This is a genomic window from Pseudomonas salomonii (assembly GCF_900107155.1).
GTDB lineage: Bacteria > Pseudomonadota > Gammaproteobacteria > Pseudomonadales > Pseudomonadaceae > Aquipseudomonas > Aquipseudomonas salomonii.
In genome coordinates, this window is sequence record NZ_FNOX01000004.1 from 325,467 (window position 1) to 347,497 (window position 22,031).

At 61.8% G+C, this 22,031-nt stretch carries 18 protein-coding genes and 1 riboswitch; of the genes, 12 read left to right on the top strand and 6 right to left on the bottom strand.

What is annotated here, in order from left to right:
- Positions 1-15: 15 nt before the first annotated feature.
- Complete coding sequence (locus tag BLV67_RS11500) at positions 16-1,455, bottom strand: TolC family outer membrane protein (protein ID WP_065930696.1); 1,440 nt, start codon at positions 1,453-1,455, stop codon at positions 16-18.
- Between the two features lie 196 nt (positions 1,456-1,651).
- Positions 1,652-1,757: riboswitch (TPP riboswitch) on the top strand.
- Between the two features lie 147 nt (positions 1,758-1,904).
- On the opposite strand from BLV67_RS11500, the gene thiC reads away from it, so the two are divergent.
- Both thiC and cytX read left to right on the top strand, forming a co-directional pair.
- Positions 1,905-3,794 (top strand): phosphomethylpyrimidine synthase ThiC, encoded by a 1,890-nt coding sequence (gene thiC / locus BLV67_RS11505; RefSeq protein ID WP_065930695.1) that lies wholly within the window; start codon positions 1,905-1,907, stop codon positions 3,792-3,794.
- Positions 3,795-3,930: 136 nt separating this feature from the next.
- Positions 3,931-5,220, top strand: a complete 1,290-nt coding sequence (gene cytX, locus BLV67_RS11510) for a putative hydroxymethylpyrimidine transporter CytX (protein ID WP_069786839.1) — start codon at positions 3,931-3,933, stop codon at positions 5,218-5,220.
- Here the strand turns inward: cytX and BLV67_RS11515 are convergent.
- A complete protein-coding gene (locus BLV67_RS11515; RefSeq protein WP_068931246.1) occupies positions 5,189-5,935 on the bottom strand; it encodes an RsiV family protein in 747 nt (248 codons plus the stop codon). The genes cytX and BLV67_RS11515 overlap by 32 nt on opposite strands.
- Before the next feature lie 194 nt (positions 5,936-6,129).
- Between BLV67_RS11515 and BLV67_RS11520 the strand changes: the two genes are divergently transcribed.
- The 9 genes from BLV67_RS11520 (at position 6,130) to BLV67_RS11560 (ending at position 15,523) form a co-directional block, all read left to right on the top strand.
- Positions 6,130-6,747, top strand: coding sequence for an NUDIX domain-containing protein (locus BLV67_RS11520; RefSeq protein ID WP_065930692.1), 618 nt, complete (start codon positions 6,130-6,132; stop codon positions 6,745-6,747).
- Positions 6,738-7,187, top strand: a complete 450-nt coding sequence (locus tag BLV67_RS11525; RefSeq protein WP_017138485.1) for a DUF1249 domain-containing protein — start codon at positions 6,738-6,740, stop codon at positions 7,185-7,187. Before BLV67_RS11520 ends, BLV67_RS11525 begins: the two co-directional genes overlap by 10 nt.
- Before the next feature lie 86 nt (positions 7,188-7,273).
- Entirely contained in the window at positions 7,274-8,089 is an 816-nt protein-coding gene (gene cpdA, locus BLV67_RS11530) for a 3',5'-cyclic-AMP phosphodiesterase (RefSeq protein WP_058422425.1), read from the top strand.
- Positions 8,090-8,293: 204 nt separating this feature from the next.
- Positions 8,294-8,902, top strand: a complete 609-nt coding sequence (locus BLV67_RS11535; protein ID WP_065930690.1) for a YqiA/YcfP family alpha/beta fold hydrolase — start codon at positions 8,294-8,296, stop codon at positions 8,900-8,902.
- A 44-nt stretch (positions 8,903-8,946) separates the two neighbouring features.
- Positions 8,947-10,851: a DNA topoisomerase IV subunit B gene (gene parE, locus BLV67_RS11540; RefSeq protein ID WP_069786840.1), complete on the top strand. Its 1,905-nt coding sequence runs from the start codon at positions 8,947-8,949 to the stop codon at positions 10,849-10,851.
- A complete protein-coding gene (locus BLV67_RS11545) occupies positions 10,851-11,846 on the top strand; it encodes an esterase-like activity of phytase family protein (protein WP_065930688.1) in 996 nt (331 codons plus the stop codon). The genes parE and BLV67_RS11545 overlap by 1 nt, the downstream gene beginning before the upstream one ends.
- The gene (locus BLV67_RS11550) at positions 11,843-12,364 is read left to right on the top strand and encodes a retropepsin-like aspartic protease family protein (RefSeq protein ID WP_065930687.1); all 522 of its coding nucleotides are present in this window, start codon (positions 11,843-11,845) and stop codon (positions 12,362-12,364) included. Before BLV67_RS11545 ends, BLV67_RS11550 begins: the two co-directional genes overlap by 4 nt.
- A gap of 10 nt (positions 12,365-12,374) precedes the next feature.
- On the top strand, positions 12,375-14,639 hold the full coding sequence (parC, locus tag BLV67_RS11555) for a DNA topoisomerase IV subunit A (RefSeq protein ID WP_069786841.1): 2,265 nt from the start codon (positions 12,375-12,377) through the stop codon (positions 14,637-14,639).
- A gap of 176 nt (positions 14,640-14,815) precedes the next feature.
- Positions 14,816-15,523, top strand: coding sequence for a PqiC family protein (locus BLV67_RS11560; protein WP_074854465.1), 708 nt, complete (start codon positions 14,816-14,818; stop codon positions 15,521-15,523).
- 167 nt (positions 15,524-15,690) lie between these two features.
- Here the strand turns inward: BLV67_RS11560 and BLV67_RS11565 are convergent, their stop codons facing one another.
- The gene (locus BLV67_RS11565) at positions 15,691-17,223 is read right to left on the bottom strand and encodes an AhpA/YtjB family protein (RefSeq protein ID WP_069786842.1); all 1,533 of its coding nucleotides are present in this window, start codon (positions 17,221-17,223) and stop codon (positions 15,691-15,693) included.
- A 133-nt stretch (positions 17,224-17,356) separates the two neighbouring features.
- Between BLV67_RS11565 and serB the strand changes: the two genes are divergently transcribed.
- A complete protein-coding gene (serB, locus tag BLV67_RS11570) occupies positions 17,357-18,571 on the top strand; it encodes a phosphoserine phosphatase SerB (RefSeq protein ID WP_069786843.1) in 1,215 nt (404 codons plus the stop codon).
- A 131-nt stretch (positions 18,572-18,702) separates the two neighbouring features.
- Here the strand turns inward: serB and asd are convergent, their stop codons facing one another.
- From asd to BLV67_RS11585, 3 genes are read right to left on the bottom strand one after another with little or no spacing between them, the layout of a single operon-like run.
- Entirely contained in the window at positions 18,703-19,563 is an 861-nt protein-coding gene (gene asd / locus BLV67_RS11575) for an archaetidylserine decarboxylase (RefSeq protein WP_056860536.1), read from the bottom strand.
- Between the two features lie 15 nt (positions 19,564-19,578).
- Positions 19,579-20,394 (bottom strand): thiosulfate sulfurtransferase, encoded by an 816-nt coding sequence (rhdA, locus tag BLV67_RS11580; RefSeq protein WP_069786844.1) that lies wholly within the window; start codon positions 20,392-20,394, stop codon positions 19,579-19,581.
- A 57-nt stretch (positions 20,395-20,451) separates the two neighbouring features.
- Positions 20,452-21,987 carry an HDOD domain-containing protein gene (locus BLV67_RS11585; RefSeq protein WP_069786845.1) on the bottom strand — a complete coding sequence of 512 codons (1,536 nt, stop codon included), beginning with the start codon at positions 21,985-21,987 and terminating at the stop codon, positions 20,452-20,454.
- Positions 21,988-22,031 lie beyond the last annotated feature (44 nt).

Consider the following 22,031-nt stretch of genomic DNA (forward strand, 5'->3'; position numbering starts at 1 on the left):
GGTTTTGCTGTGTTGTTAATACCCGGGGCGGGCTTTGAGCTGCTCGGCGGCGGCCTTGGCCAGATCCGGCGGCAGGAAATCCTTGTCCGGGTTGTAATCAGCCTTGAGGTAGCGCGTCAGGTCCTGCAAATCCCCTGGGCTGAGGGTTCCCGCCGCCTGCTTCAAGCGCAGGTTGTCGAGAATGTAGTCGTAGCGGCTGTTGTTGTAGTTGCGCACCGACGAGTACAGCTGGCGCTGCGAGTCCAGCACATCGACGATATTGCGCGTACCCACCTGATAACCGATTTCCGTGGCTTCCACCGCGCTCTGGTTGGAGATGATTGACTGGCGGCGCGCCTGTACCTGCTCCACATCGGTGTTCACCGCGCGGTGCAGGTTGCGGGTGTTTTCCACCACCTGACGGCGCAGGCCTTCGCGTTGCTGTTCGGTCTGGTCGAGGCGTGAATAGGATTCGCGCACCTGCGAGCTGGTCAAACCGCCGCTGTAGATCGGGATATTCAGGCGCAGGCCGATGGTGCGCTGGGACACATCACCGCCGTACGGCACGGGCAACTGGTTCGGGTTGCTGAAACCCAGCGCGTCGTTGTCGCCTTTCTCGTATTGCGCCACGGCGTCGAGGGTCGGCAGGTGGCCGGCCTTGCGCTGGCGCAGGGTTTCTTCGGCTGCGGTCACGGCGTAGTTGCTGGCCAGCAAGTTCAGGTTCTGGCGGCCGGCGGTTTCAACCCAGGACTTGGCGTCGTTCGGCGCCGGTGGCAGCACCGGCAGCGTGTGCACGATGCCTTGGATCGCATTGTACTGACGGTTGGTCAGGGTGATCAGCGCTTCAAAGGCGTCGTCCACCTGGCGCTGGGCGACGATGCGGTTGGCGCGGGCGGTGTCGTAGCTGGCCTGGGATTGCAGCACGTCGGTCTTGTCCGACAGGCCTACATCAAAGCGTTCGTTGGACTGGTCGAGCTGGCGCTTGAAGGCGTTTTCTTCGGCCTTGGTCGAGGCCAGGTTGTCCTGGGCGCGCAGCACGGCAAAGTAGCTTTCGGCGCTTTGCAGGATCAGGTTCTGTTCGGTGGCCGAGAGTTGCAGCGCGGCCTGCTCGTTAACCGCTTCGGCGGCTTGCAGCTGGAACCAGCGATCAGCGCGGAACAGCGGCTGGCTCAAGGTTGCGCGCCAGGAATGCGCGTCACGGTTGACGGTGGCTGCCGGCTGGTCGATCTGGGTGCGCACGTTATTGCTGTCGGCACCAGCCGACAGGTTCGGCAGCAAGCCGGCGCGGGCCTGGGGCACCACTTCTTTTTGCGCGCCGTATTGCGCACGGGCGGCGGCCAGGTCGGCGTTGTTGTTCACCGCTTCCTGGTAGACGCTGACCAAGTCGGTTTTGGCGGACAAGGGCGCTTCAGCTGCCCAGACCATTCCATTGGTCGCACAAGACACGGCAAGAGCCAGTGAGAGTTTGCGCAGCATGAGGCGATCCCTAGTGTGAATATTACGGCTGTAATTAAGCGCCCAAGGCTAAGGCTGGCCATTCCTGGCGTCAAGCATTGTGACGACGCCCGAGTGTAGTGGCGCTGACCCCGCGCAACAATCCCGCAATCACGCCATTCATCACGCTGAATACACGGCTATTGGCAATTTGCCCACGCCATGGTCTAGACTGGCCGCGTTCTTGTCGGGGTGCCTTGTTGGAAGGCTGAGATCGGTAAATACCGGATCCCGTTGAACCTGATCAGGTTAACGCCTGCGTAGGGAACAAGATTTCTCGTCACCCGGCGAGTCCTCTTGTGCTTCGTCCGGGATGTTGTTCGACAATCGAACAGCCCTCGTGCCTTGCACAGCACTGGTTTCAGTGCGTCCATCCGTCACAGGTTCGCTCCGACAAAAATCCACCGCCTGGATAAGTTGGAGAGCCCGTGATGACTACAAAACCAAAAAATACCGTGCACCTGAGTGAATCGGCCAAGGTCGACGCAGGTTCCGTGCAGCCGTTTACCCGCTCGCAGAAAATCTACGTACAAGGCACCCGCCCGGACATCCGTGTGCCGATGCGCGAAATCAGCCTGGACGTGACCCCCACCGATTTCGGCGGTGAAATCAACGCGCCGGTAGTGGTTTACGATACCTCCGGCCCGTACACCGACCCCAATGTCATCATCGACGTGCGTAAAGGTCTGGGCGATGTGCGTTCGCCATGGATCGAAGTGCGTGGCGACACCGAGCGCCTGCCCGGCCTGAGTTCGCACTTCGGCCAACAGCGCCTCAGCGATGCCGAACTCACCGCGCTGCGCTTCGCCCACGTGAAGAACCCGCGTCGCGCCAGGGCCGGCGCCAACGTGACGCAAATGCATTACGCGCGTAAAGGCATCATCACCGCCGAAATGGAATACGTCGCCATCCGCGAAAACATGAAGCTTGAAGAGGCCCGTGCCAGTGGCCTGCTCGACCAGCAGCACGCCGGTCACAGCTTCGGCGCCAGCGTGCCGAAAATCATCACGCCTGAGTTTGTGCGCGAAGAAATCGCCCGTGGCCGCGCGATTATCCCGGCCAACATCAACCACACCGAACTGGAACCGATGATCATCGGCCGTAACTTCCTGGTGAAGATCAACGGCAATATCGGCAACAGTGCGTTGGGTTCGTCCATTGAAGAAGAAGTGGCGAAACTGACCTGGGGCATCCGCTGGGGTTCGGACACGGTGATGGACCTGTCCACTGGCAAGCATATCCACGAAACCCGCGAGTGGATCATCCGCAACTCGCCGGTGCCGATCGGCACCGTGCCGATCTATCAAGCCCTGGAAAAAGTCGGCGGCGCCGCCGAAGACCTGACGTGGGAGCTGTTTCGCGACACCCTCATCGAACAGGCCGAGCAGGGCGTCGACTACTTCACCATCCATGCCGGCGTACTGCTGCGCTATGTGCCGCTGACTGCCAAGCGCGTGACCGGCATCGTGTCCCGTGGCGGTTCGATCATGGCCAAGTGGTGCCTGGCGCACCACAAAGAGAACTTCACCTACACGCATTTCGACGAAATTTGCGAAATCATGAAGGCCTATGACGTCAGCTTCTCTCTCGGCGACGGCCTGCGCCCTGGCTCTATTGCGGACGCTAACGATGCAGCGCAATTCGGCGAGCTGGAAACCCTTGGCGAATTGACCAAAATCGCCTGGAAACACGACGTGCAAACCATGATCGAAGGCCCCGGCCACGTGCCGATGCAATTGATCAAGGAGAACATGGACAAGCAGCTCGAATGCTGCGACGAGGCGCCGTTCTACACCCTCGGCCCACTGACCACCGACATTGCGCCAGGCTACGACCACATCACCTCGGGCATCGGTGCGGCGATGATCGGCTGGTTCGGCTGCGCCATGCTCTGCTACGTCACGCCCAAGGAACACCTGGGCTTGCCGAACAAGGATGATGTAAAAACCGGGATCATCACCTACAAGATCGCCGCCCATGCTGCGGATTTGGCCAAAGGGCATCCGGGCGCGCAGATTCGCGACAATGCCTTGAGCAAGGCGCGCTTCGAGTTCCGTTGGGAAGACCAGTTCAACCTCGGCCTGGACCCGGACACGGCGCGCGCTTATCACGACGAAACCTTGCCGAAAGATTCGGCCAAGGTCGCGCATTTCTGTTCGATGTGCGGGCCCAAATTCTGCTCGATGAAAATCACCCAGGAAGTCCGCGAGTACGCCGCCAATCAGCGCATTGAAGCGGTGGATGTGGACGTGGCCAAGGGCCTGGCCGAGCAGGCGCAGCGGTTCAAGCAGGAAGGCAGTCAGCTGTACAAGAAGGTCTGACACCCACGATCGTTCCCACGCTCTGCGTGGGAATGCATCCCGTGACGCTCTGCGTCACAAAGGCGGACGCAGAGCGTCCTTAGCGGCATTCCCACGCAGAGCGTGGGAACGATCATGTCCCTCAGAGATAACACCCTTGAGCATTCAACCGAGTACTTACTCCCCTGAAACCGCGGTGCCCGCTGACAAGCGCGTGTTCGGCGCCCGCGACCTGTTCTCCCTGTGGTTCTCCCTCGGCATCGGCCTGATGGTCCTGCAAACCGGCGCCCTGCTCGCGCCGGGCCTGGGCTTGTCCGGCTCGTTGCTGGCGATTTTCCTCGGCACGCTGGTCGGCGTAGTGCTGCTGGCTGCCGTCGGTGTGATCGGCAGCGATACCGGCCTGTCGGCCATGGCCGCGCTCAAACTCAGCCTCGGCAGCAAGGGCGCGAGCCTGCCGGCATTGCTGAACCTGCTGCAATTGATTGGCTGGGGCTCGTTCGAGATCATCGTGATGCGCGACGCCGCCAGTTTGCTCGGCACGCGCGCGTTCAGCGAGGGCAGCCTGCTCGCCAGCCCATTGCTGTGGACGCTGTTTTTCGGTGGCTTGGCGACCTTGCTGGCAGTCAGCGGCCCTTTGACGTTTGTGCGGCAAATCCTGCGTAAATGGGGCATTTGGCTGCTGCTCGCCGCCTGCCTGTGGCTGACCTGGAACCTGTTCGCCAAGGCCGACCTCACGGGGTTGTGGGCCAAGTCCGGCGATGGCTCGATGCCGTTTGCGGTGGGCTTTGATATCGCCATCGCCATGCCGCTGTCGTGGTTGCCACTGATCGCCGATTACTCACGTTTCGGCCAGCGCGCCAAAAGCGTGTTCGGCGGGACGGCGTTGGGCTTCTTTATCGGTAATTTCTGGCTGATGAGCCTGGGCGTGGCCTACACCCTGGCGTTTGCGCCCAGCGGTGAGGTCAATGCGCTGTTGCTGGCGCTGGCCGGTGCCGGCTTGGGCATTCCGCTGCTGCTGATTCTGTTGGACGAGTCGGAAAATGCCTTTGCCGATATTCACTCGGCGGCGGTGTCCAGCGGTATGTTGCTGCGCTTGAAGGTCGAGCACCTGGCCTTGGCCATCGGTGTGATCTGCACCTTGATCGCCTGCCTGGCGCCATTGGCGCAGTACCAGAACTTCCTGCTGCTGATCGGCTCGGTATTTGCGCCGCTGTTCGGCGTGGTGCTGGTGGATCACTTTATCCTGCGCCGGCGTGGCCAGGGCAGGGTTGCCAACCTGCATTGGCCGGCGCTGGTGGCCTGGCTGGGTGGCATCGCCATCTATCACGTGCTGGCCAACCTGTATCCGGATATCGGCGCAACCCTGCCGGCACTGGTACTGGCAGGGTTGTTACAGCTGGTGCTGGGGCGTGCGGTCAGTGGCGCGCCGGCATCAGCTCAGGCTTGAGCACGCCGGTGAGGCGCGCATAGGGGATGGTCATTTCGATCAGCCCCAGTGCGTAAGGGGCGATGGTGCTCACGTTGTACTTGAGCACCACACCGGCGCTGGTCAGGGCCACGTTCGGGGTTTTCTGGAACGGCCAGCTCTTCACGAACTCCGGGTCGCGGTCCATCTGCGAATTGATCAGCCAGGTGTTGTGGGCGACTTTCGCGGTGTTCCAGAACGCCTGTTCCTGGCCCGGCAGCAGCATGTCGGCCAGGCTCAGCTCTTTGTGCAGCAGGCGTGAATAGTTGATGAAACCGCGGCCGGGCGCGCCGTGGGCGGTGCCGGTATCCAGGTAACTGGACACTTCAACGATCACCAGTCCGTCATGCTGCTCACGTACCTTGGCTTGCAAGTACATGCTGTTGCGGTTCGGCGACTCACGCAGGAACTTGTCGCGGTAGGCATTCAGGGTCGGCGGCACGCTGGCGCCGGGCATGGTGCGGGTCATTTGCAGCAGGCGTTGCTCAACAATGCTGTCCAGCTGCGGCTCGCTGGGGAAGTGCACGGTGTCGATGTTCACCAGCGGGCATTCCGGGCTGTTGCAGCCGGGTTTGATCTGTTCGGAAGTGTCCGGCCTGGTGTCCAGGGGCTTGAGGTAGCTGGGCTGGAACAGGCTCTGGCAAGCGCCCAGAGTCAAGGCAATACAGGCCACGGAGGCGATTTTTAAAAGCGACATGTGCGTCCTTCGGAAATCGATGGAAAGCGAAAAAGAGTAGCGCTTCGACTGCGAACAAAGCCGTCAGTTCGCCACTAAGCTGATTAGAGTGAGTTTGACGCTCGCCGTCTATCCCGGCAACCGGAAAGGGGCTGCATCAAGGGCCATGGGCGCGTTAGGATGGCGCGAATTGCACCTGCGTAACGAGGAAGGATATGACGGACATTGCCAAATCGACGCCGAACACCATCGAGATCGTTCAGCGCGACAATGCCTACAAGGGCTTCTACCAGCTTGACCGCGTGCAACTGCGCCACGAGAAGTTCGATGGCGGCATGAGCCGGGTGATCAATCGTGAAGTCTTCGTTCGCCATGACGCGGTGTGCGTGCTGCCCTACGACCCGCAGCGCGATGAGGTGGTGTTGATCGAGCAGTTCCGTATCGGCGCCATGGGCCGTACCGGCAACCCATGGCTGGTGGAAATGGTCGCGGGCCTGATTGATAAGGACGAACAACCGGAGGAGGTTGCACACCGCGAGGCCGAGGAGGAAGCTGGCCTTACGTTCTCTGCGCTGTGGCCGATCACCAAATATTTCCCGTCGCCCGGTGGCAGTACCGAATTCGTGCACTTGTATCTGGGCCGTTGCGACAGCTCGGGTGCTGGTGGCGTCCATGGACTGGAAGAAGAAGCAGAAGATATCCGCGTCACCCCTTGGGCGCTCGAAGATGCCCTGCAAGCGGTGCGTGACGGCAAAATTTCCAACGCAGCCAGCATTATCGCCCTGCAGTGGCTTGCGCTTAATCGCGCGGAAGTGAGGGGGTTATGGCAGTAAAGGCACGGGAACGATACCGAGTTGACCTGATCGGGCTGCAAGCGGCCTGCGAGGCCAACTATGCACGCTTGATGCGCTTGCTCCCCGATATGCGTCACGCGCCTGAGGCGCGGCGGATTGCCGTGACCCATGGCGACCAGATGCTGGGCGTGCTGACCCTTGAGGTCATCGTCAACTGCCCGTACACCACCACCTTGCGGGTACGCCAGGAGCACAGCCTGCCCTGGCTGCCGGTGCCGCAACTGGAGGTTCAGGTGTATCACGATGCCCGCATGGCCGAAGTCATCAGCGCCGAACATGCGCGACGCTTTCGCAGCATCTATCCTTATCCGAATGTGTTCATGCACCAGCCCGATGAGAAAGCACAACTGAATGTGTTCCTCGGTGAGTGGCTGAGCCATTGCCTGGCCCTGGGTCATGAATTTGAAGTCGTGCGCTAGATGTGAACTGCGTCTTTCCTCTTTGTGTCCTGCCCCAGCATAATCGCGCCAGTTAACCATTCCTGTGATTGCCTTGGGAGAGCGCCTTGCCGAGCGTATCCACCGTGAACCCTGATGCGCCGGCGCTGCTGGTGCAGTTGTCCGACAGCCACCTGTTTGCCGAGGCCGACGGTTCGCTGCTGGGCATGAACACCCACGACAGCCTGCAGCGCGTGATCGGGTTGGTGCGCGAGCAGCAGCCGCAGATCGATCTGGTGCTGGCCACGGGGGACTTGTCCCAGGACGGCTCGCTGGAGTCTTACCAGCAGTTTCGCGACCTGACCGGGCAGATCGACGCGCCGGCGCGCTGGATACCCGGCAACCACGACGAACCGCAGGTCATGGCCCATGCCGCCGTGCACAGTGATTTGCTGGAGCCGGTGGTCGACATTGGCCATTGGCGCGTCACTTTGCTGGATTCGGCGGTACCGGGCTCGGTGCCCGGTTACTTGCAGGACCAGCAACTGCAATTGCTCGCCCAGGCCCTGAGCGAAGCGCCAAGCCGTCATCATCTGGTGTGTTTTCACCATCATCCGGTCTCCATCGGTTGTGCGTGGATGGAGCCGATCGGCCTGCGCAACCCTGAAGCCCTGTTTGCCGTACTCGACCGCTTCCCGCAGGTAAAGGCGGTGCTGTGGGGCCATGTGCACCAGGAAATCGACCGCGAGCGTAATGGCGTGCGCCTGCTGGCGTCGCCGTCCACCTGTATCCAGTTCGCGCCGGGCAGCGAGGACTTCAAGGTCAGCGAGCAGGCGCCAGGGTATCGCTGGCTGCGATTGCATGCCGACGGACGGTTGGAGACGGGTGTGGAGCGGGTAAAAGGATTCGAATTTACCGTCGACTACGGCAGCAACGGCTATTAACGGCTGTAAACACTGACCAAAATGAGGGAGCGGGCTTGCTCGCGAATACGGTTTAAGAGTCGACAGATGTGCTGGCTGACCCACCGCATTCGCGAGCAAGCCCGCTCCCACATGGGTTCTTTGCCGGCTGGACAATAGGGTACTCACACACCACCCCGATCCCTGTAAACTGCGCCTCTTTGGCTGATGCACGGAGAGCCCGGCATGTCCGCTTCGATTCTATATATCCACGGTTTCAACAGCGCGCCTGCGTCCAACAAGGCCACCCAGTTGACCACCGTGATGGACAGCCTCGGTTTGAGCGACCAATTGCGTGTGCCGGCCCTGCATCACCATCCGCGTCAGGCGATTCCTCAATTGGAAGAGGCCATTGCAGAGCTGGGACGGCCGCTGCTGGTGGGAAGCTCACTCGGCGGCTACTATGCAACCCATCTTGCCGAACGCCATGGCCTCAAGGCGCTGCTGGTGAACCCGGCGGTCAGCCCGCATCGGATGTTTGACGGTTACCTGGGCACCCAGAAGAACCTCTACACCGATGAAACCTGGGAGCTGACCCACGACCACGTCACGGCCCTGGCCGAACTGGAAGTGCCAGCACCCCAGGACGCCGCGCGTTATCAAGTGTGGTTGCAGACCGGAGACGAAACCCTGGATTATCGCCTCGCCCAGCAGTATTACCGGGCCTGTGCCTTGCGCATCCAGGCCGGTGGCGACCATGGTTACCAGGGGTTCGCCCAGCAATTGCCGGCCATGTTGAGTTTTGCCGGCATTGGCGCAGATCAGTATCAATCCTTGGACTTTGCAGCACTGTAAAGTCCAAGGTTACCTTTTAATCGAACGACTCACGACGAGACCCCATGGCCACTCCCAGCGCTAGCTCTTATAACGCCGACGCCATCGAAGTCCTCTCGGGCCTCGACCCGGTGCGCAAACGCCCCGGCATGTACACCGACACCAGTCGGCCGAACCACCTTGCCCAGGAAGTCATCGACAACAGCGTCGACGAAGCCTTGGCCGGGCACGCCAAGTCGGTACAGGTCATCCTCCACGCCGACCATTCCCTGGAAGTGTCCGACGATGGTCGCGGCATGCCGGTGGACATTCACCCGGAAGAGGGTGTGTCGGGCGTCGAGCTGATCCTTACCAAGCTCCATGCGGGTGGCAAGTTCTCCAACAAGAACTACCAGTTCTCCGGTGGCTTGCACGGTGTGGGTATTTCCGTGGTCAACGCCCTGTCCACCCTGGTGCGGGTCAAGGTCAAGCGCGACGGCAACGAGTACCAGATGACCTTCGCCGATGGCTACAAGGCCACCGATCTGGAAGTGATCGGCAGCGTCGGCAAGCGCAACACCGGCACCAGCGTGTACTTCGCGCCGGACCCGAAATACTTCGATTCACCAAAATTCTCCATCAGCCGCCTCAAGCATGTACTCAAGGCCAAGGCGGTGTTGTGCCCTGGCCTGCTGGTCAGCTTTGAAGACAAAGGCACCGGCGAAAAGGTCGAGTGGCACTACGAAGATGGCCTGCGCTCCTACCTGGAAGACTCGGTCAGCGACTTTGAACGCCTGCCCAACGAGCCGTTCTGCGGCAGCCTGGCGGGGAATAAAGAAGCCGTCGACTGGGCGCTGCTGTGGTTGCCCGAAGGTGGCGACAGCGTGCAGGAAAGCTACGTCAACCTGATCCCCACGGCCCAGGGCGGCACCCACGTCAACGGTTTGCGCCAGGGTTTGCTGGACGCCATGCGCGAGTTCTGCGAATACCGCAGCCTGTTGCCGCGCGGCGTGAAGCTGGCGCCGGAAGACGTGTGGGAGCGCATCGCGTTCGTGCTGTCGATGAAAATGCAGGAGCCGCAGTTCTCCGGCCAGACCAAAGAGCGTTTGTCGTCCCGCGAGGCGGCGGCGTTTGTCTCCGGTGTGGTCAAGGACGCGTTCAGCCTGTGGCTCAACGAGCACCCGGAACTGGGCCTGGCCCTGGCGGAGCTGGCGATCAACAACGCCGGCCGTCGTTTGAAGGCCAGCAAGAAAGTCGAGCGCAAGCGCATCACCCAGGGCCCGGCACTTCCAGGCAAGCTGGCCGATTGCGCCGGGCAAGACCCGATGCGCTCCGAGCTGTTCCTGGTCGAAGGTGACTCCGCCGGCGGTTCCGCCAAGCAAGCGCGGGACAAGGAGTTCCAGGCGATCCTGCCGTTGCGTGGCAAGATCCTCAACACCTGGGAAGTCGACGGCAGCGAAGTCCTGGCCAGCCAGGAAGTGCACAACATTGCCGTGGCCATTGGTGTAGACCCGGGCGCGGCGGACATGAGCCAGCTGCGCTACGGCAAGATCTGCATCCTCGCCGACGCCGACTCCGACGGCCTGCACATCGCCACGTTGCTCTGTGCGCTGTTTGTGCAGCACTTCCGCCCATTGGTGGATGCCGGTCACGTCTACGTCGCCATGCCGCCGTTGTACCGTATCGACCTGGGCAAAGAGATTTACTACGCCCTCGACGAAGCCGAGCGCGATGGCATCCTCGACCGCCTGGTAGCCGAGAAGAAACGCGGCAAGCCGCAGGTCACGCGATTTAAGGGCCTGGGTGAGATGAACCCGCCGCAGCTGCGCGAAACCACCATGGACCCGAACACTCGGCGCCTGGTGCAGTTGACCCTGGAAGACTTCGCGGGCACGTCGGAAATGATGGACATGCTGCTGGCGAAGAAGCGTGCGCCGGACCGCAAAGCCTGGCTGGAGTCCAAGGGTAACCTGGCCGAGGTACTGGGCTGATGCGCACAGGCTTCGCCCTGGCGATCCTGATGTTGAGCGGGTTGGTGGCCACCCAAGGGGTGGCCGCGCCCGTGGCTGAGCTTAAGTTGGTCTCCGAACACCCGGTGGACGGCATGCGCGGTGGCAACCTGTCGGGCCTGGCGCTGTGTGGCCAGGACCTGTGGACCGTGTCCGACCGCGATGACGACCAGATCTACCGCCTCGATATCAGCGCGCCGACCTGGAAGGCCGAAACCGTCAAGATCGAGGTGCCGCCGGTGCCCGAGTCCGGTCTGCCTTGGGGGCTGCGCTCGCGCACCAAGGCCGCCTCGTTCATTCGGGGCGGCGACCTGGATTTTGAAGGCATCACTTGTGACGCGGCCGGCAACCGTTACATTGTCAGCGAAGCCCATGCGGCGGTGTTGCAAGTGCCGGTGAGCGGCGCGCCTGAATGGTTGAAGATTGCTCCGGGCATGGTCCGCGAAGCGCGGGCGAGCGGGATGTTGCTGCACTTCAATGCCTTGTTCGAAGGCTTGGCGATCAACCCCGAAGGCAATCAGATCTGGCTGGCGGCCGAGCGTGAGCGACGAGGGTTGATCTCGATCAAGCGTGGCCAGAGCGTGTGGGATTGCGACGGGCCCTGTGTGCTGCTGAGCGAGGCCGGCCAGGAAGTTCAGCCAGCGCAGTTTACTAATGCCAAGGCAGTGTCCAAGGACTTTGCCGACCTGGCGCTGTTTAACGGCAAGCTGTTTACCCTGGAGCGCAATGCGTTCCAGATTTGCCGGCGCGATGGGGTCACGGCCAAAGTCGAGCTGTGCTGGTCGTTTGCCGACGAAACCCTGGCACCGAACCGGCGTTATGCCCAGCCCTATGGCCTGGCCGAAGCCCTGGTGGTGGATGCCGAAGGGGCGTGGTTGGGCATCGACAATAATTTTGGCCCGCGTGCCGACGGTGAAAAACGCCCGGTGGTCTATCGTTTTGCCGCGCCGGCCGGTGGCTGGGGCGCCCAACCATGACGGCAGCGCCGCCCGGCAAACGTGCCGGACGTGTACTGATGTTCGTGGCATGGGGCGCCGGGCTGTTTTTGGCCACGCGTTTTTTTGGGCAGTGGGAAGCGCGTCAGGAAAACCCCAATGCCGTGGTGACCTCGGAGCAGCACGAGGGTTACATCGAAGTGAAACTGCTGGGCAACGGCCAAGGGCATTTTGTCGCCAGCGGCCAGATCAACGGTCAACCGGTGGAGTTTATGCTCGACACCGGCGCGACCGATGTGGCGGTGCCGGCCGAGTTGGCCGACCGCCTCGGGCTCCAACGTGGCCCGCCAGTGACCTTGAGCACCGCCAATGGGCGTAGCCAGGGCTACCGCACCCGCCTTGATCGCCTGAAGCTGGGCGATATCGTCCTGCAGGACGTGCGTGCGCTGGTAGCGCCGGGCCTGGGCGGCGAGCAGGTGCTATTGGGCATGAGTGCATTGAAACAACTTGAATTTACCCAGCGCAGCGGCACCATGCTGCTGCGCCAGACCAAACAATGATGAGGCCCGCATGAGTGACATCCTCGCAGACAGCTTAGATGGCGTAGAACGCCGATCGCTGGCTGACTTCACCGAAAATGCCTACCTCAACTACTCCATGTACGTGATCATGGACCGTGCCTTGCCGCATATCGGCGACGGCCTGAAGCCCGTGCAGCGGCGCATTATCTACGCCATGAGTGAGTTGGGCCTGGACGCAGATTCCAAGCACAAGAAATCGGCGCGTACCGTCGGTGACGTGCTCGGTAAGTTCCACCCCCACGGCGACTCGGCCTGCTACGAAGCCATGGTGCTGATGGCCCAGCCGTTCAGCTACCGCTACACCTTGGTGGACGGCCAGGGTAACTGGGGTGCGCCGGATGATCCCAAGTCCTTCGCCGCCATGCGGTACACCGAGGCGCGTCTGTCGCGTTACTCGGAAGTGCTGCTCAGCGAGTTGGGCCAGGGCACCGCGAACTGGGGGCCGAACTTCGACGGCACCTTGGACGAACCGCTGGTGTTGCCGGCGCGTTTGCCGAATATCCTGCTCAATGGCACCACCGGCATCGCGGTCGGCATGGCCACTGACGTGCCGCCGCACAACCTGCGCGAAGTCGCGACTGCCTGTGTGCGTCTGCTTGATGAGCCAAAAGCTACGGTCGAGCAGCTTTGCGAGCATATTCAAGGCCCGGATTACCCGACCGAAGCGGAAATCATCACGCCGCGTGCCGACCTGCTGAAGATGTACGAGACCGGCAAGGGCTCGGTGCGCATGCGCGCGGTTTACCACATTGAAGACGGCGACATTATTGTCACCGCACTGCCGCACCAGGTATCCGGTGCCAAGGTGCTGGAGCAGATCGCCGCGCTGATGCAGGCAAAGCCGTCGAAATTGCCGCAAGTGGCTGACTTGCGTGATGAGTCCGACCACGAAAACCCCTGCCGCATTGTGATCATCCCGACCAACAGCCGGGTCGACCACGAAGTGCTCATGCAGCATCTGTTCGCCAGCACCGACCTTGAGTCCAGCTATCGGGTCAACGTCAACATCATCGGCCTGGACGGCAAGCCGCAGCTGAAAAACCTGCGCAACCTGCTGGTGGAATGGCTGGAGTTCCGCGTACAGACCGTGCGCCGCCGCCTGCAATTTCGTCTCGACAAGGTTGAGCGCCGCCTGCACCTGTTGGACGGTTTGCTGATTGCTTACCTCAACCTGGATGAAGTGATCCACATCATCCGTACCGCCGAGCACCCGAAAGCCGAGCTGATCGCGCGTTTCGAGCTGAGCGAGATCCAGGCCGACTACATCCTCGACACCCGTTTGCGTCAGTTGGCGCGGCTTGAAGAGATGAAGTTGCGTGACGAGCAAGACGCACTGCTCAAGGAGCAAGCCAAGCTGCAAGCCCTGTTGGGCAGCGAATCCAAGCTCAAGAAGCTGGTGCGCAGCGAACTGATCAAAGACGCCGAAACCTATGGCGATGACCGTCGTTCGCCGATTGTCGAGCGCGCAGAAGCGAAAGCTCTGACAGAAACCGAGTTGCTGCCTAACGAGAAAATTACCGTCGTTCTGTCGGAAAAGGGTTGGGTTCGTTCCGCCAAAGGGCATGATATTGACGCCACCGGCCTCTCGTACAAGGCCGGCGATGGTTTCAAGACCGCTGCGGCCGGGCGTTCCAACCAGTTTGCGGTGTTTATCGACTCCACCGGTCGCAGCTACTCGGTGCCGGCGCACACCTTGCCCTCGGCACGCGGGCAGGGCGAGCCGCTGACCGGGCGCCTTACGCCGCCACCGGGGGCGAATTTCGAGTGCGTGCTGCTGCCGGACGACGATTCGCTGTATGTGATCGCCTCCGACGCGGGTTACGGTTTTGTGGTCAAGGGTGAAGACCTGCAGGCCAAGAACAAGGCGGGCAAAGCGTTGTTGAGCTTGCCGAACAACGCCAAGGTGATCCTGCCGCGTACCGTGGAAGACCGCGAGAGCAATTGGCTGGCATCGGTGACCACTGAAGGGCGTTTGCTGGTGTTCAAGATCAGCGATTTGCCGCAGTTGGGTAAAGGCAAGGGCAACAAGATTATCGGGATTCCCGGGGAGCGCGTGGCCAGTCGCGAAGAGTACGTGACCGACATCGCCGTGATCCCGGAAGGTTCTACCCTGATGCTCCAGGCCGGCAAGCGCACGTTGTCTCTGCGCCCTGACGACCTTGAACACTACAAGGGTGAGCGTGGCCGACGGGGTAATAAACTGCCGCGTGGCTTCCAGCGCGTGGATGCTTTGCTGGTGGAAACGCCTGTTTAAGGCGGTTTAGAGGGCTCGATCTAGGATTTAACGCGTAGATCGACGCTTTCGCGCTGGAGTCAGGGCGCATATTCACGGATGATATGGCCTTTCCAGCGCCGGCGTGGCCGAGCGTGTTTAGGTTATTTTTAGTATTACATTGTGGTTCGCCTTGTGGCAGCCACCTGGATGGGATGATGACTGCTCCACGCCTTCCTTTATTTTTGATGCTCGCTGGCCTTTTGGGGCTGGCGGGTTGCAGCACACACCAGCCGGTGTCGCTGTACCAGCTGGACAGCGGAAGTCCGGCTCAGCCTGCGCAAACCGCAGGCATGGCCGTTTTGCTTGGCCCGGTCGTCGTTGCTGATTACCTGCAACGCGAAACCCTGCTTCAACGTCAGAGCGACGGCAGCCTGCAAGGTTCAACCGATGGTCGTTGGGCGGGTAGTTTGTCGTCCGATATCAACCAGCTGATGTTACGTCAGGTGGCTGGCCATCTCGACAGCCAGCGTGTGGTGCTCGCACCTGGGCCGGCGGGTTTTACCCCGGATGTGCAGGTATTGCTGACCATCACGCGGCTCGATTCGGGTACTTCGCAACCGGCAATTCTTGACGCCCAATGGCGCCTGATCGACCGCCGTGGCCAGGTGCGCGATAACCGCATCGTGCACCTGCAGGAAGAACATACCGGCACCACCGCGTCCCAGGTCCAGGCCCAGGGCGTGTTGTTGCAGCATCTGGCGCAACAGTTGTCGGTGGCGCTCAAGCCATTGGCCAACCAGCCGCCAGTGGCCGAGGCGCCGCGCAAGCAAGCGCCGGCCCAGGCCAAACCGTCAGCTCCGCAGAAGCCTAAGATGCCGATGGCCACGCCGATTCGCACGGATATGGAAGTGTTCAGGTTTTGATCTGAATCGCGCCCAAACAAAAGGCCCGCTTACTCAGCGGGCCTTTTTGGATCGTTCCCACGCTCCGCGTGGGAATGCCTCTTGGGACGCTCCGCGTCCCGCTGCGCAGCAGCGACGCAGAGCGTCACGGAATGCATTCCCACGCGGAGCGTGGGAACGATCAGCCATCAGGGCTTGTTACGGGTCTCGTGCATCCGCGCCAACTGCCGTTCGAGCATCGACGGGTACGGCTCCATCAGCCGCTCCACACAGCTCGCGCCTTCAGGGCTGGCAATCGGACGGATACGTGCGCGCTGGCGGATCAACGCATCTTCACTGATCTTGCGCTCCACCAGCAGCAGGTTGCGGCTGTGTTGGGACAAGGCCAGCGCATCCTGGGCAATCTCGGTAAGCAGCAGGTCGATCTGGCTCATGCCGAACAGATCGTCACCGACGGTCAGGCCAAGTTGCAGCTGCAAAGTAATGCCGCTGTCGGCCACTTCAATTTGCAAGGCATGGCCGAGGGCGCGCAGCAGCTCGCCGCAGCAAATCGCGTTGGTCAGGTAGTCTTCGCCGCTGTCTTCACTGTGGAACAGCATCAACGTGCTGCCATCGTTCAGGGTGTGCAGCTTGCTTTGGTAAAGCGAGGCGGCCTGGTCGAGGCAGTCGCGGTAGCGCTCCAGCAATTCGGTGAGGCGGGCGCGGGGCAGGCGACGCAGTTGGTCCTGCGAGCCCAGTTGCACAGCCAGTACGGCGCTGTGCTGCGGCTCGGTATTTTTCACCGGCGCAGGTTGCGGGGCGACAACGGGTGCGGCGGCCGAGGTGTCGCGCAGGTCGGCGAACGGGTCTTCATCGTCCAGTTCGTCTTCTTCGGCCTTGATCACCTGGCGTGGCGCAGGCTTGAGGGCGGCCACCGGCGCGCTTTCGTCAAAGCCTGGGTCACGCAGGTTGCGCACTTCAAACTCGGGCTCGTCGTCATAGTCGGTGTCGTCGTACTCAGGCTCGGGTTCAACCTCAGGCACCACCGGCTCGGGAGCAAAGCTGGCGTGAAGCTGGCGGGCGAGGTCGCCGATTTCATCCTGGCGGTCGGTGGCCGGGGTGTGTTCGTCGATATCGCGCAGCCAGATGCGCAGTTGCATCAGTGGCGTGGAGATATGCCGACCCAGGCGCAAGCTCAGGGCCAGGGCCAGGGCCAGCAGGATCGCGCTGAGGATGCCCATGCTTTGCAGGCTGATGGTCATAGGCTGCTGGAATTGCTGCATGTCGAGGCTGATGCGCAGTTGCCCCGCCTTCACATCCTGAAACGTAATATTGCTCGAATACAGACCTTCGGCCTCCCCCAACAGGCCGTTTTTCGGGCGCTGCCCGGCTTCGGCCATGATCCGGTTGTCCACGCTGTAGATGGCGGCATGCGCCACCAGCGGGTTCTTGGTCAGGTTATTGAGCAGCACGTTGAGGCTGAGGATGTCGTTGGACACCAGCAACTCAGTCGCCGAGGTGGCGGTCTGGGTCGTCAGGCTCTCGCCCAGGGCGTCGGCTTGCTCGTGCATGGCCTGCTTGAACTGCAAACCCATCACGCAGGCGTAGATCACCAAGGCCAGAGCGACCAGGATCACGTTATGGCTGGCGATGCGTAATGCGATCGGTACACGGCGGTGGCGCAGTGCCCGGAAGATCAGCAGGAAGAAGTTATCGGTTTTTACTGGCGTGGGCCGGTTCACTTGCGCTCGGCTCTTGGTCCGTGAAGTTGACGCGCAGTATAGCGACAGGCCTAGAACCGGCAAAGCGCTCGCTGTGCCCGATGGTCACTGAAAGTGGGTAGAATGCGGTTTTTTTCCAGCCTGGGGGTGCGCTTTGCGCGAAATTGTCCTGATAAACATCACCGGCGAAGACCGCCCGGGTCTCACCGCAGCCATTACCGGTGTTCTGGCCCAGGGTGGTGTGAACATTCTCGACATCGGCCAAGCGGTGATCCACGACACGTTGTCGTTCGGCATCCTGGTGGAAATCCCCAGCACCGAGCAGGCCTCGTCGGTGCTCAAAGACATCCTGTTTACGGCCTATAAGCTTGATCAGCAGGTGCGTTTCACCCCGGTTTCCGAAGCCGATTACCAGCATTGGGTCGAAGGCCAGGGCAAAAAGCGCCACATCGTGACGCTGCTGACTCGCAAAGTAACCGCCGAACAATTGCAGCGGGTCAGCTCGATCACCGCTCAATATGGATTGAATATCGACCACATCGACCGTCTGTCGGGTCGTATGCCATTGGACACACCGGCGGACAAAGGCAAGGGCTGCATCGAGTTCTCCGTACGCGGCGAGCCGGCCGACCCGCAAGCCCTGCGCGCCGAATTCCTCAGCGTGGCCCAGGAACTGAACGTCGACATCGCCTTCCAGGAAGATTCGCTGTTCCGCCGTAACCGCCGCCTGGCGGTGTTCGATATGGACTCCACACTGATCGAAGCCGAAGTCATCGACGAGTTGGCCAAGGCCGCGGGTGTGGGTGAGCAAGTGTCCGCAATCACCGAGCGCGCCATGGCCGGTGAGCTGGACTTTCGCGCCAGCTTCAAGGAGCGCCTGGCGCTGCTCAAGGGCTTGGACGTAAGCGTGCTGGATTCGATCGGCGCGTCGCTGCGCCTGACCGAAGGCGCCGAAACCTTGTTTGCCGAACTCAAGCGCCTGGGCTACAAAACCGCCATCCTGTCCGGTGGCTTCACCTACTTCGCCAAGCAATTGCAGGCCAAGCTGGGCATCGACTACGTGTTTGCCAACGAGCTGGAAGTGGTGGATGGCAAGGTGACCGGCGTGGCGGTCGAGCCGATTGTCGACGCACAGCGCAAGGCGGACCTGCTGAAGGAATTGGCCCACAAGGAGGGTTTGCGCCTGGAGCAGACCATCGCGGTCGGCGATGGCGCCAATGACTTGCCGATGCTGGCGATTGCCGGGTTGGGCGTGGCGTTCCGTGCCAAGCCGTTGGTCAAGCAATCGGCCAAGCAGGCGATTTCGACGCTGGGGCTGGATGGTGTGCTGTATCTGTTGGGCTTTCGCGATCGCGACGGACAGCTGTAAGCGGTTGGCACTGTTGATCGTTCCCAAGCTCCGCGTGGGAATGCCGCCCCTGACGCTCCGCGTCAGCTTCAAGGGCGTGACGCAGAGCGTCACAGGAGGGCGCTCCCACGCAGAGCGTGGGAGCGATCAGGTCAGGCTTTAGGCGCGGCGATACCCTGGCCCATCTGCACCGGCGTACCTGCCACCAGCTCTTCTGCCCACTTCACCTGGTCCGGCCCGAACAGCACGATGGCGGTCGAACCCAGTTTGAAACGGCCCAGCTCAGCGCCTTTCTCCAAGTGAATCGGAGCGCGTGCGGCTTCGTCGTAGCGGAAGGTTTTCAGCTCACGCTTCGGCGGCGTCACCAGCCCGGCCCACACCGTCTCAATCGACGCCACAATCATCGCGCCCACCAACACCACAGCCATCGGGCCGCGTTCGGTGTCGAACAGGCAGACAACACGCTCGTTGCGCGCAAACAGTTCCGGCACGTTTTCGGCGGTGGTCTGGTTGACCGAGAAAATCCGGCCCGGCACGTAGACCATCTCGCGCAGCGTACCGGCCAAAGGCATGTGTACGCGGTGGTAGTCCTTCGGTGACAGGTAGATGGTGGCGAAATCACCGCCCATGAACGGTGCAGCCAGCGCCGCATCGCCCCCCACCAACTCCAGCACGCTGTAGCTGTGGCCCTTGGCCTGGAACACCCTGCCATGTTCGATCGGGCCAAGCTGGCTGACTGCGCCGTCGGCCGGGCTCAGCACCGCGCCTGGGGTTTCATCCAGCGGGCGGGCGCCGTCTTTCAGGGCGCGGGTGAAGAAAGCGTTGAAGTGCTCGTAGGCGGTGAGGTCTTCGACCAGCGCCTGGGACATGTCCACTTGGTAGCGCTTGGCGAACCACGCCGTGAAGGCATTCTTGAACCAGCGCACGCGGCACTCGGCAATGCAGCCGGCCAGGCGCGACAGCAAGTGGTGCGGCAGCAAGTACTGACTGAGGATAAACAACTGCTTTTTCATAACTGTCCTTAAACCTTAAATCTCGACGGGGGTGTCGGGGTGGTTGCCCCATTCGCCCCAGGAACCGGCATAACCTTTGACTCGCGGATAACCGAGCGCCTTGGCCACCAGGTAGGTGAAGCCAGAGCGGTGGTGAGTCTGGCAGTGGGTGATGATTTCTTTGTCGCGGGTCAGCCCGAGGTCTTCGAGGATCTGCGGCATGTCGCGGCGGATGCGCAAGTTGCGCGCCTTGTCCATGCCGGCAGTCCATTCGAAGTTGACGGCGCCGGGGATGTGACCGCCCTTGGCAGCGAGCACTTTCTCGCCGGAATATTCCAGCGGGCCGCGCGCGTCCCAGATGCCCAGGTCGGCTGCGCCAAGACGGCTTTGCAGGTATTCGCGGGTGGCGGTGGGGCCGTCGTGCAGCGTGAGGCTGACCGGGCCGCCAACCGGGGCAGGCACTTCGGTGCTCACCGGGTGTTTTTCGTCCAGCCAGGCCAGCAGGCCGCCATCCAGGTAGTGGTACTTCTGGTGGCCGATCACGTCGAGCAACCAGATAAACCGCCCGGCCCAGCCGCCGCCTTCGTCGTCATAGACGACGTAAGTGGCGTCCGGGGCGTGGCCCAATTCGCCGAACAGCTTTTCCAGGTCGGCCTTGTGCGGCAGCAAGCCGGGTGCAGGCGGCTGGCCCAGTTGGGTGCGCTTGGGGTCAACGAAATGCGCGCCGGGGATATGCCCTTCGGCGTAGCGGGCGGCACTGGTGAGGTCCACCAGAATCAAGTGATCGGCATCCAGGCGACCAAGCAGGTCGCTGGACTCGATCACCAGCGGCAAGCCAGAGAAGTCAGGCATGTGAGGTCTCCTGGGCACAAATGTTGGCGATAAAAGAGCGCGATTGTAGCGCAAGCTTCAGGCGCTGCGGTTGGTAAAGCTGTGCAGCGCTTTCTCGATGCATTGAGCGGTTTTGCCGAAAGCCTGCACGGTGGTTTCCGAGAACGGCCCGCCGCCCTGGTCGGCAACCATCAGCATCACCACGCGGCCATTGCAGCTCAGAGAGCGTAGCAACAGGTGTTCACCGGTAAACCAGCGGCGCAGGATCGGCGGCAGCAACGCGGAAAATTGCGCGTGATTGTCTGGCGTGAGGCGCACCTGGGCGGACTTTTCCAGCAGGCGCTGTAGCAGCGTGCTGTTGACGACGTCCAGGCTCAGGTTGGCAGCGTCCTTGGGCAAGCCATCGGCCTGATGCACACGCAAGGTACTCAAGGCGCGGTCGGCCATAAACAGTAAAACCCGCTGCATGCCACTGGCCACCAAGGCTTCCCTGGCGCAGGTGGTCAAGTGCATGGCGTTGGCAAAGCGGCTCGGCTCGACCAGCAACTCGGTGCAGCGCCTGCGCCATACGGCCAACGCCTCGGCAGTGGGCGGCGGCGCGGGCAGCAGGCCGCGATGGACCTTCTGCACATGCCACGGCCAGATCAGTGACAGCGCCGGGTGCCACAGGTCCGGCATCAAGGTGGTGCGCGCGCTGGTCACCGCTTGTTGGTGAGCCTGCTGCTGCACGTCACACAGCGGCGCTTGCAGGTACAGCGCGGTGAGGTATTGCCAGCGCTCGGTGTGCGGGCAGGTCCAGGATTCCTGGGCCGACATCGCCAGGCCGTTGGCCAGCAGCACGGTATTGGCGGGCTGGTTCAGCCAGCGCCGAAGGTTGGGTTCGGCATCGAGCAATTGCTGCTGGCGCAGTGCGTCGTCTTCGCGGGCGATGTGCAGCGCCTTGACCAGCAAGCGCTGTTCGGTCAGCAGCAGGTTGTAGCCCTGGGACACCCAGATCGGCAGGTGCCAGGCTTCGGTCAAGCCCAGGCACAGGTCGAGCAGGCGTACACCGAACAGTTCCTGCTCGACTTTGCGCGCCGATTGGCCTTTGTGGATGACCCGTAGTTCCCATTCTTCCAGAAGCTTGGGGTAGGCCACGGCCAGCGGCCACAGTGGCGACAGAAACAGCAGGCTGCCCCAATGGATGTCTTGCCACAGCCGCGCCAGGCGGCTGGCGAACAAACCGCTGGCTTGCTGGGAGGCGTGCTGGCTGACCAGCAGCAATTGGCGCAAGGCCACCGGGATGTCTTTTTCCGGCACTGAGGGCAGACGCGTGAGCAATTCTTCGGCGCGTTTGAGGCCCAGGCGATTCAGCGCCACTTCGAGGTTTTCTGCCGGGCCCGACAAACTGCCGTGCGCCTGGCTGTTGGCCTCGCGCATCACACTGAGCACCAGCGCCGGGCTGTTTTGCATCAGCTCGGCAATATCTCGCAAAGAACTACGGCTGTCGCGGATGGCCTTGCACACGCGTTCGTGACTAGCCTGAGGAACAGGCAGCAGCACATCGTCCAGGCGCTTGATCCAAGCGGCGAGGGTGGTGGGTTTTGTATTTGGAACTGTCGTTTCGTTTGCCATGATTGGGGCGCGATCATCACTTGCGTTCAACACGCCCGGAACGG

What these genes read in the sequence shown, in the direction of transcription:
- BLV67_RS11500 (WP_065930696.1), bottom strand. Translation starts at nt 1,455, where the DNA reads ATGCTGCGCAAACTCTCACTGGCTCTTGCCGTGTCTTGTGCGACCAAT.
- thiC (WP_065930695.1), top strand. Translation starts at nt 1,905, where the DNA reads ATGACTACAAAACCAAAAAATACCGTGCACCTGAGTGAATCGGCCAAG.
- BLV67_RS11515 (WP_068931246.1), bottom strand. Translation starts at nt 5,935, where the DNA reads ATGTCGCTTTTAAAAATCGCCTCCGTGGCCTGTATTGCCTTGACTCTG.
- BLV67_RS11520 (WP_065930692.1), top strand. Translation starts at nt 6,130, where the DNA reads ATGACGGACATTGCCAAATCGACGCCGAACACCATCGAGATCGTTCAG.
- BLV67_RS11525 (WP_017138485.1), top strand. Translation starts at nt 6,738, where the DNA reads ATGGCAGTAAAGGCACGGGAACGATACCGAGTTGACCTGATCGGGCTG.
- BLV67_RS11535 (WP_065930690.1), top strand. Translation starts at nt 8,294, where the DNA reads ATGTCCGCTTCGATTCTATATATCCACGGTTTCAACAGCGCGCCTGCG.
- parE (WP_069786840.1), top strand. Translation starts at nt 8,947, where the DNA reads ATGGCCACTCCCAGCGCTAGCTCTTATAACGCCGACGCCATCGAAGTC.
- BLV67_RS11545 (WP_065930688.1), top strand. Translation starts at nt 10,851, where the DNA reads ATGCGCACAGGCTTCGCCCTGGCGATCCTGATGTTGAGCGGGTTGGTG.
- BLV67_RS11550 (WP_065930687.1), top strand. Translation starts at nt 11,843, where the DNA reads ATGACGGCAGCGCCGCCCGGCAAACGTGCCGGACGTGTACTGATGTTC.
- parC (WP_069786841.1), top strand. Translation starts at nt 12,375, where the DNA reads ATGAGTGACATCCTCGCAGACAGCTTAGATGGCGTAGAACGCCGATCG.
- BLV67_RS11560 (WP_074854465.1), top strand. Translation starts at nt 14,816, where the DNA reads ATGACTGCTCCACGCCTTCCTTTATTTTTGATGCTCGCTGGCCTTTTG.
- asd (WP_056860536.1), bottom strand. Translation starts at nt 19,563, where the DNA reads ATGAAAAAGCAGTTGTTTATCCTCAGTCAGTACTTGCTGCCGCACCAC.
- rhdA (WP_069786844.1), bottom strand. Translation starts at nt 20,394, where the DNA reads ATGCCTGACTTCTCTGGCTTGCCGCTGGTGATCGAGTCCAGCGACCTG.
- BLV67_RS11585 (WP_069786845.1), bottom strand. Translation starts at nt 21,987, where the DNA reads ATGGCAAACGAAACGACAGTTCCAAATACAAAACCCACCACCCTCGCC.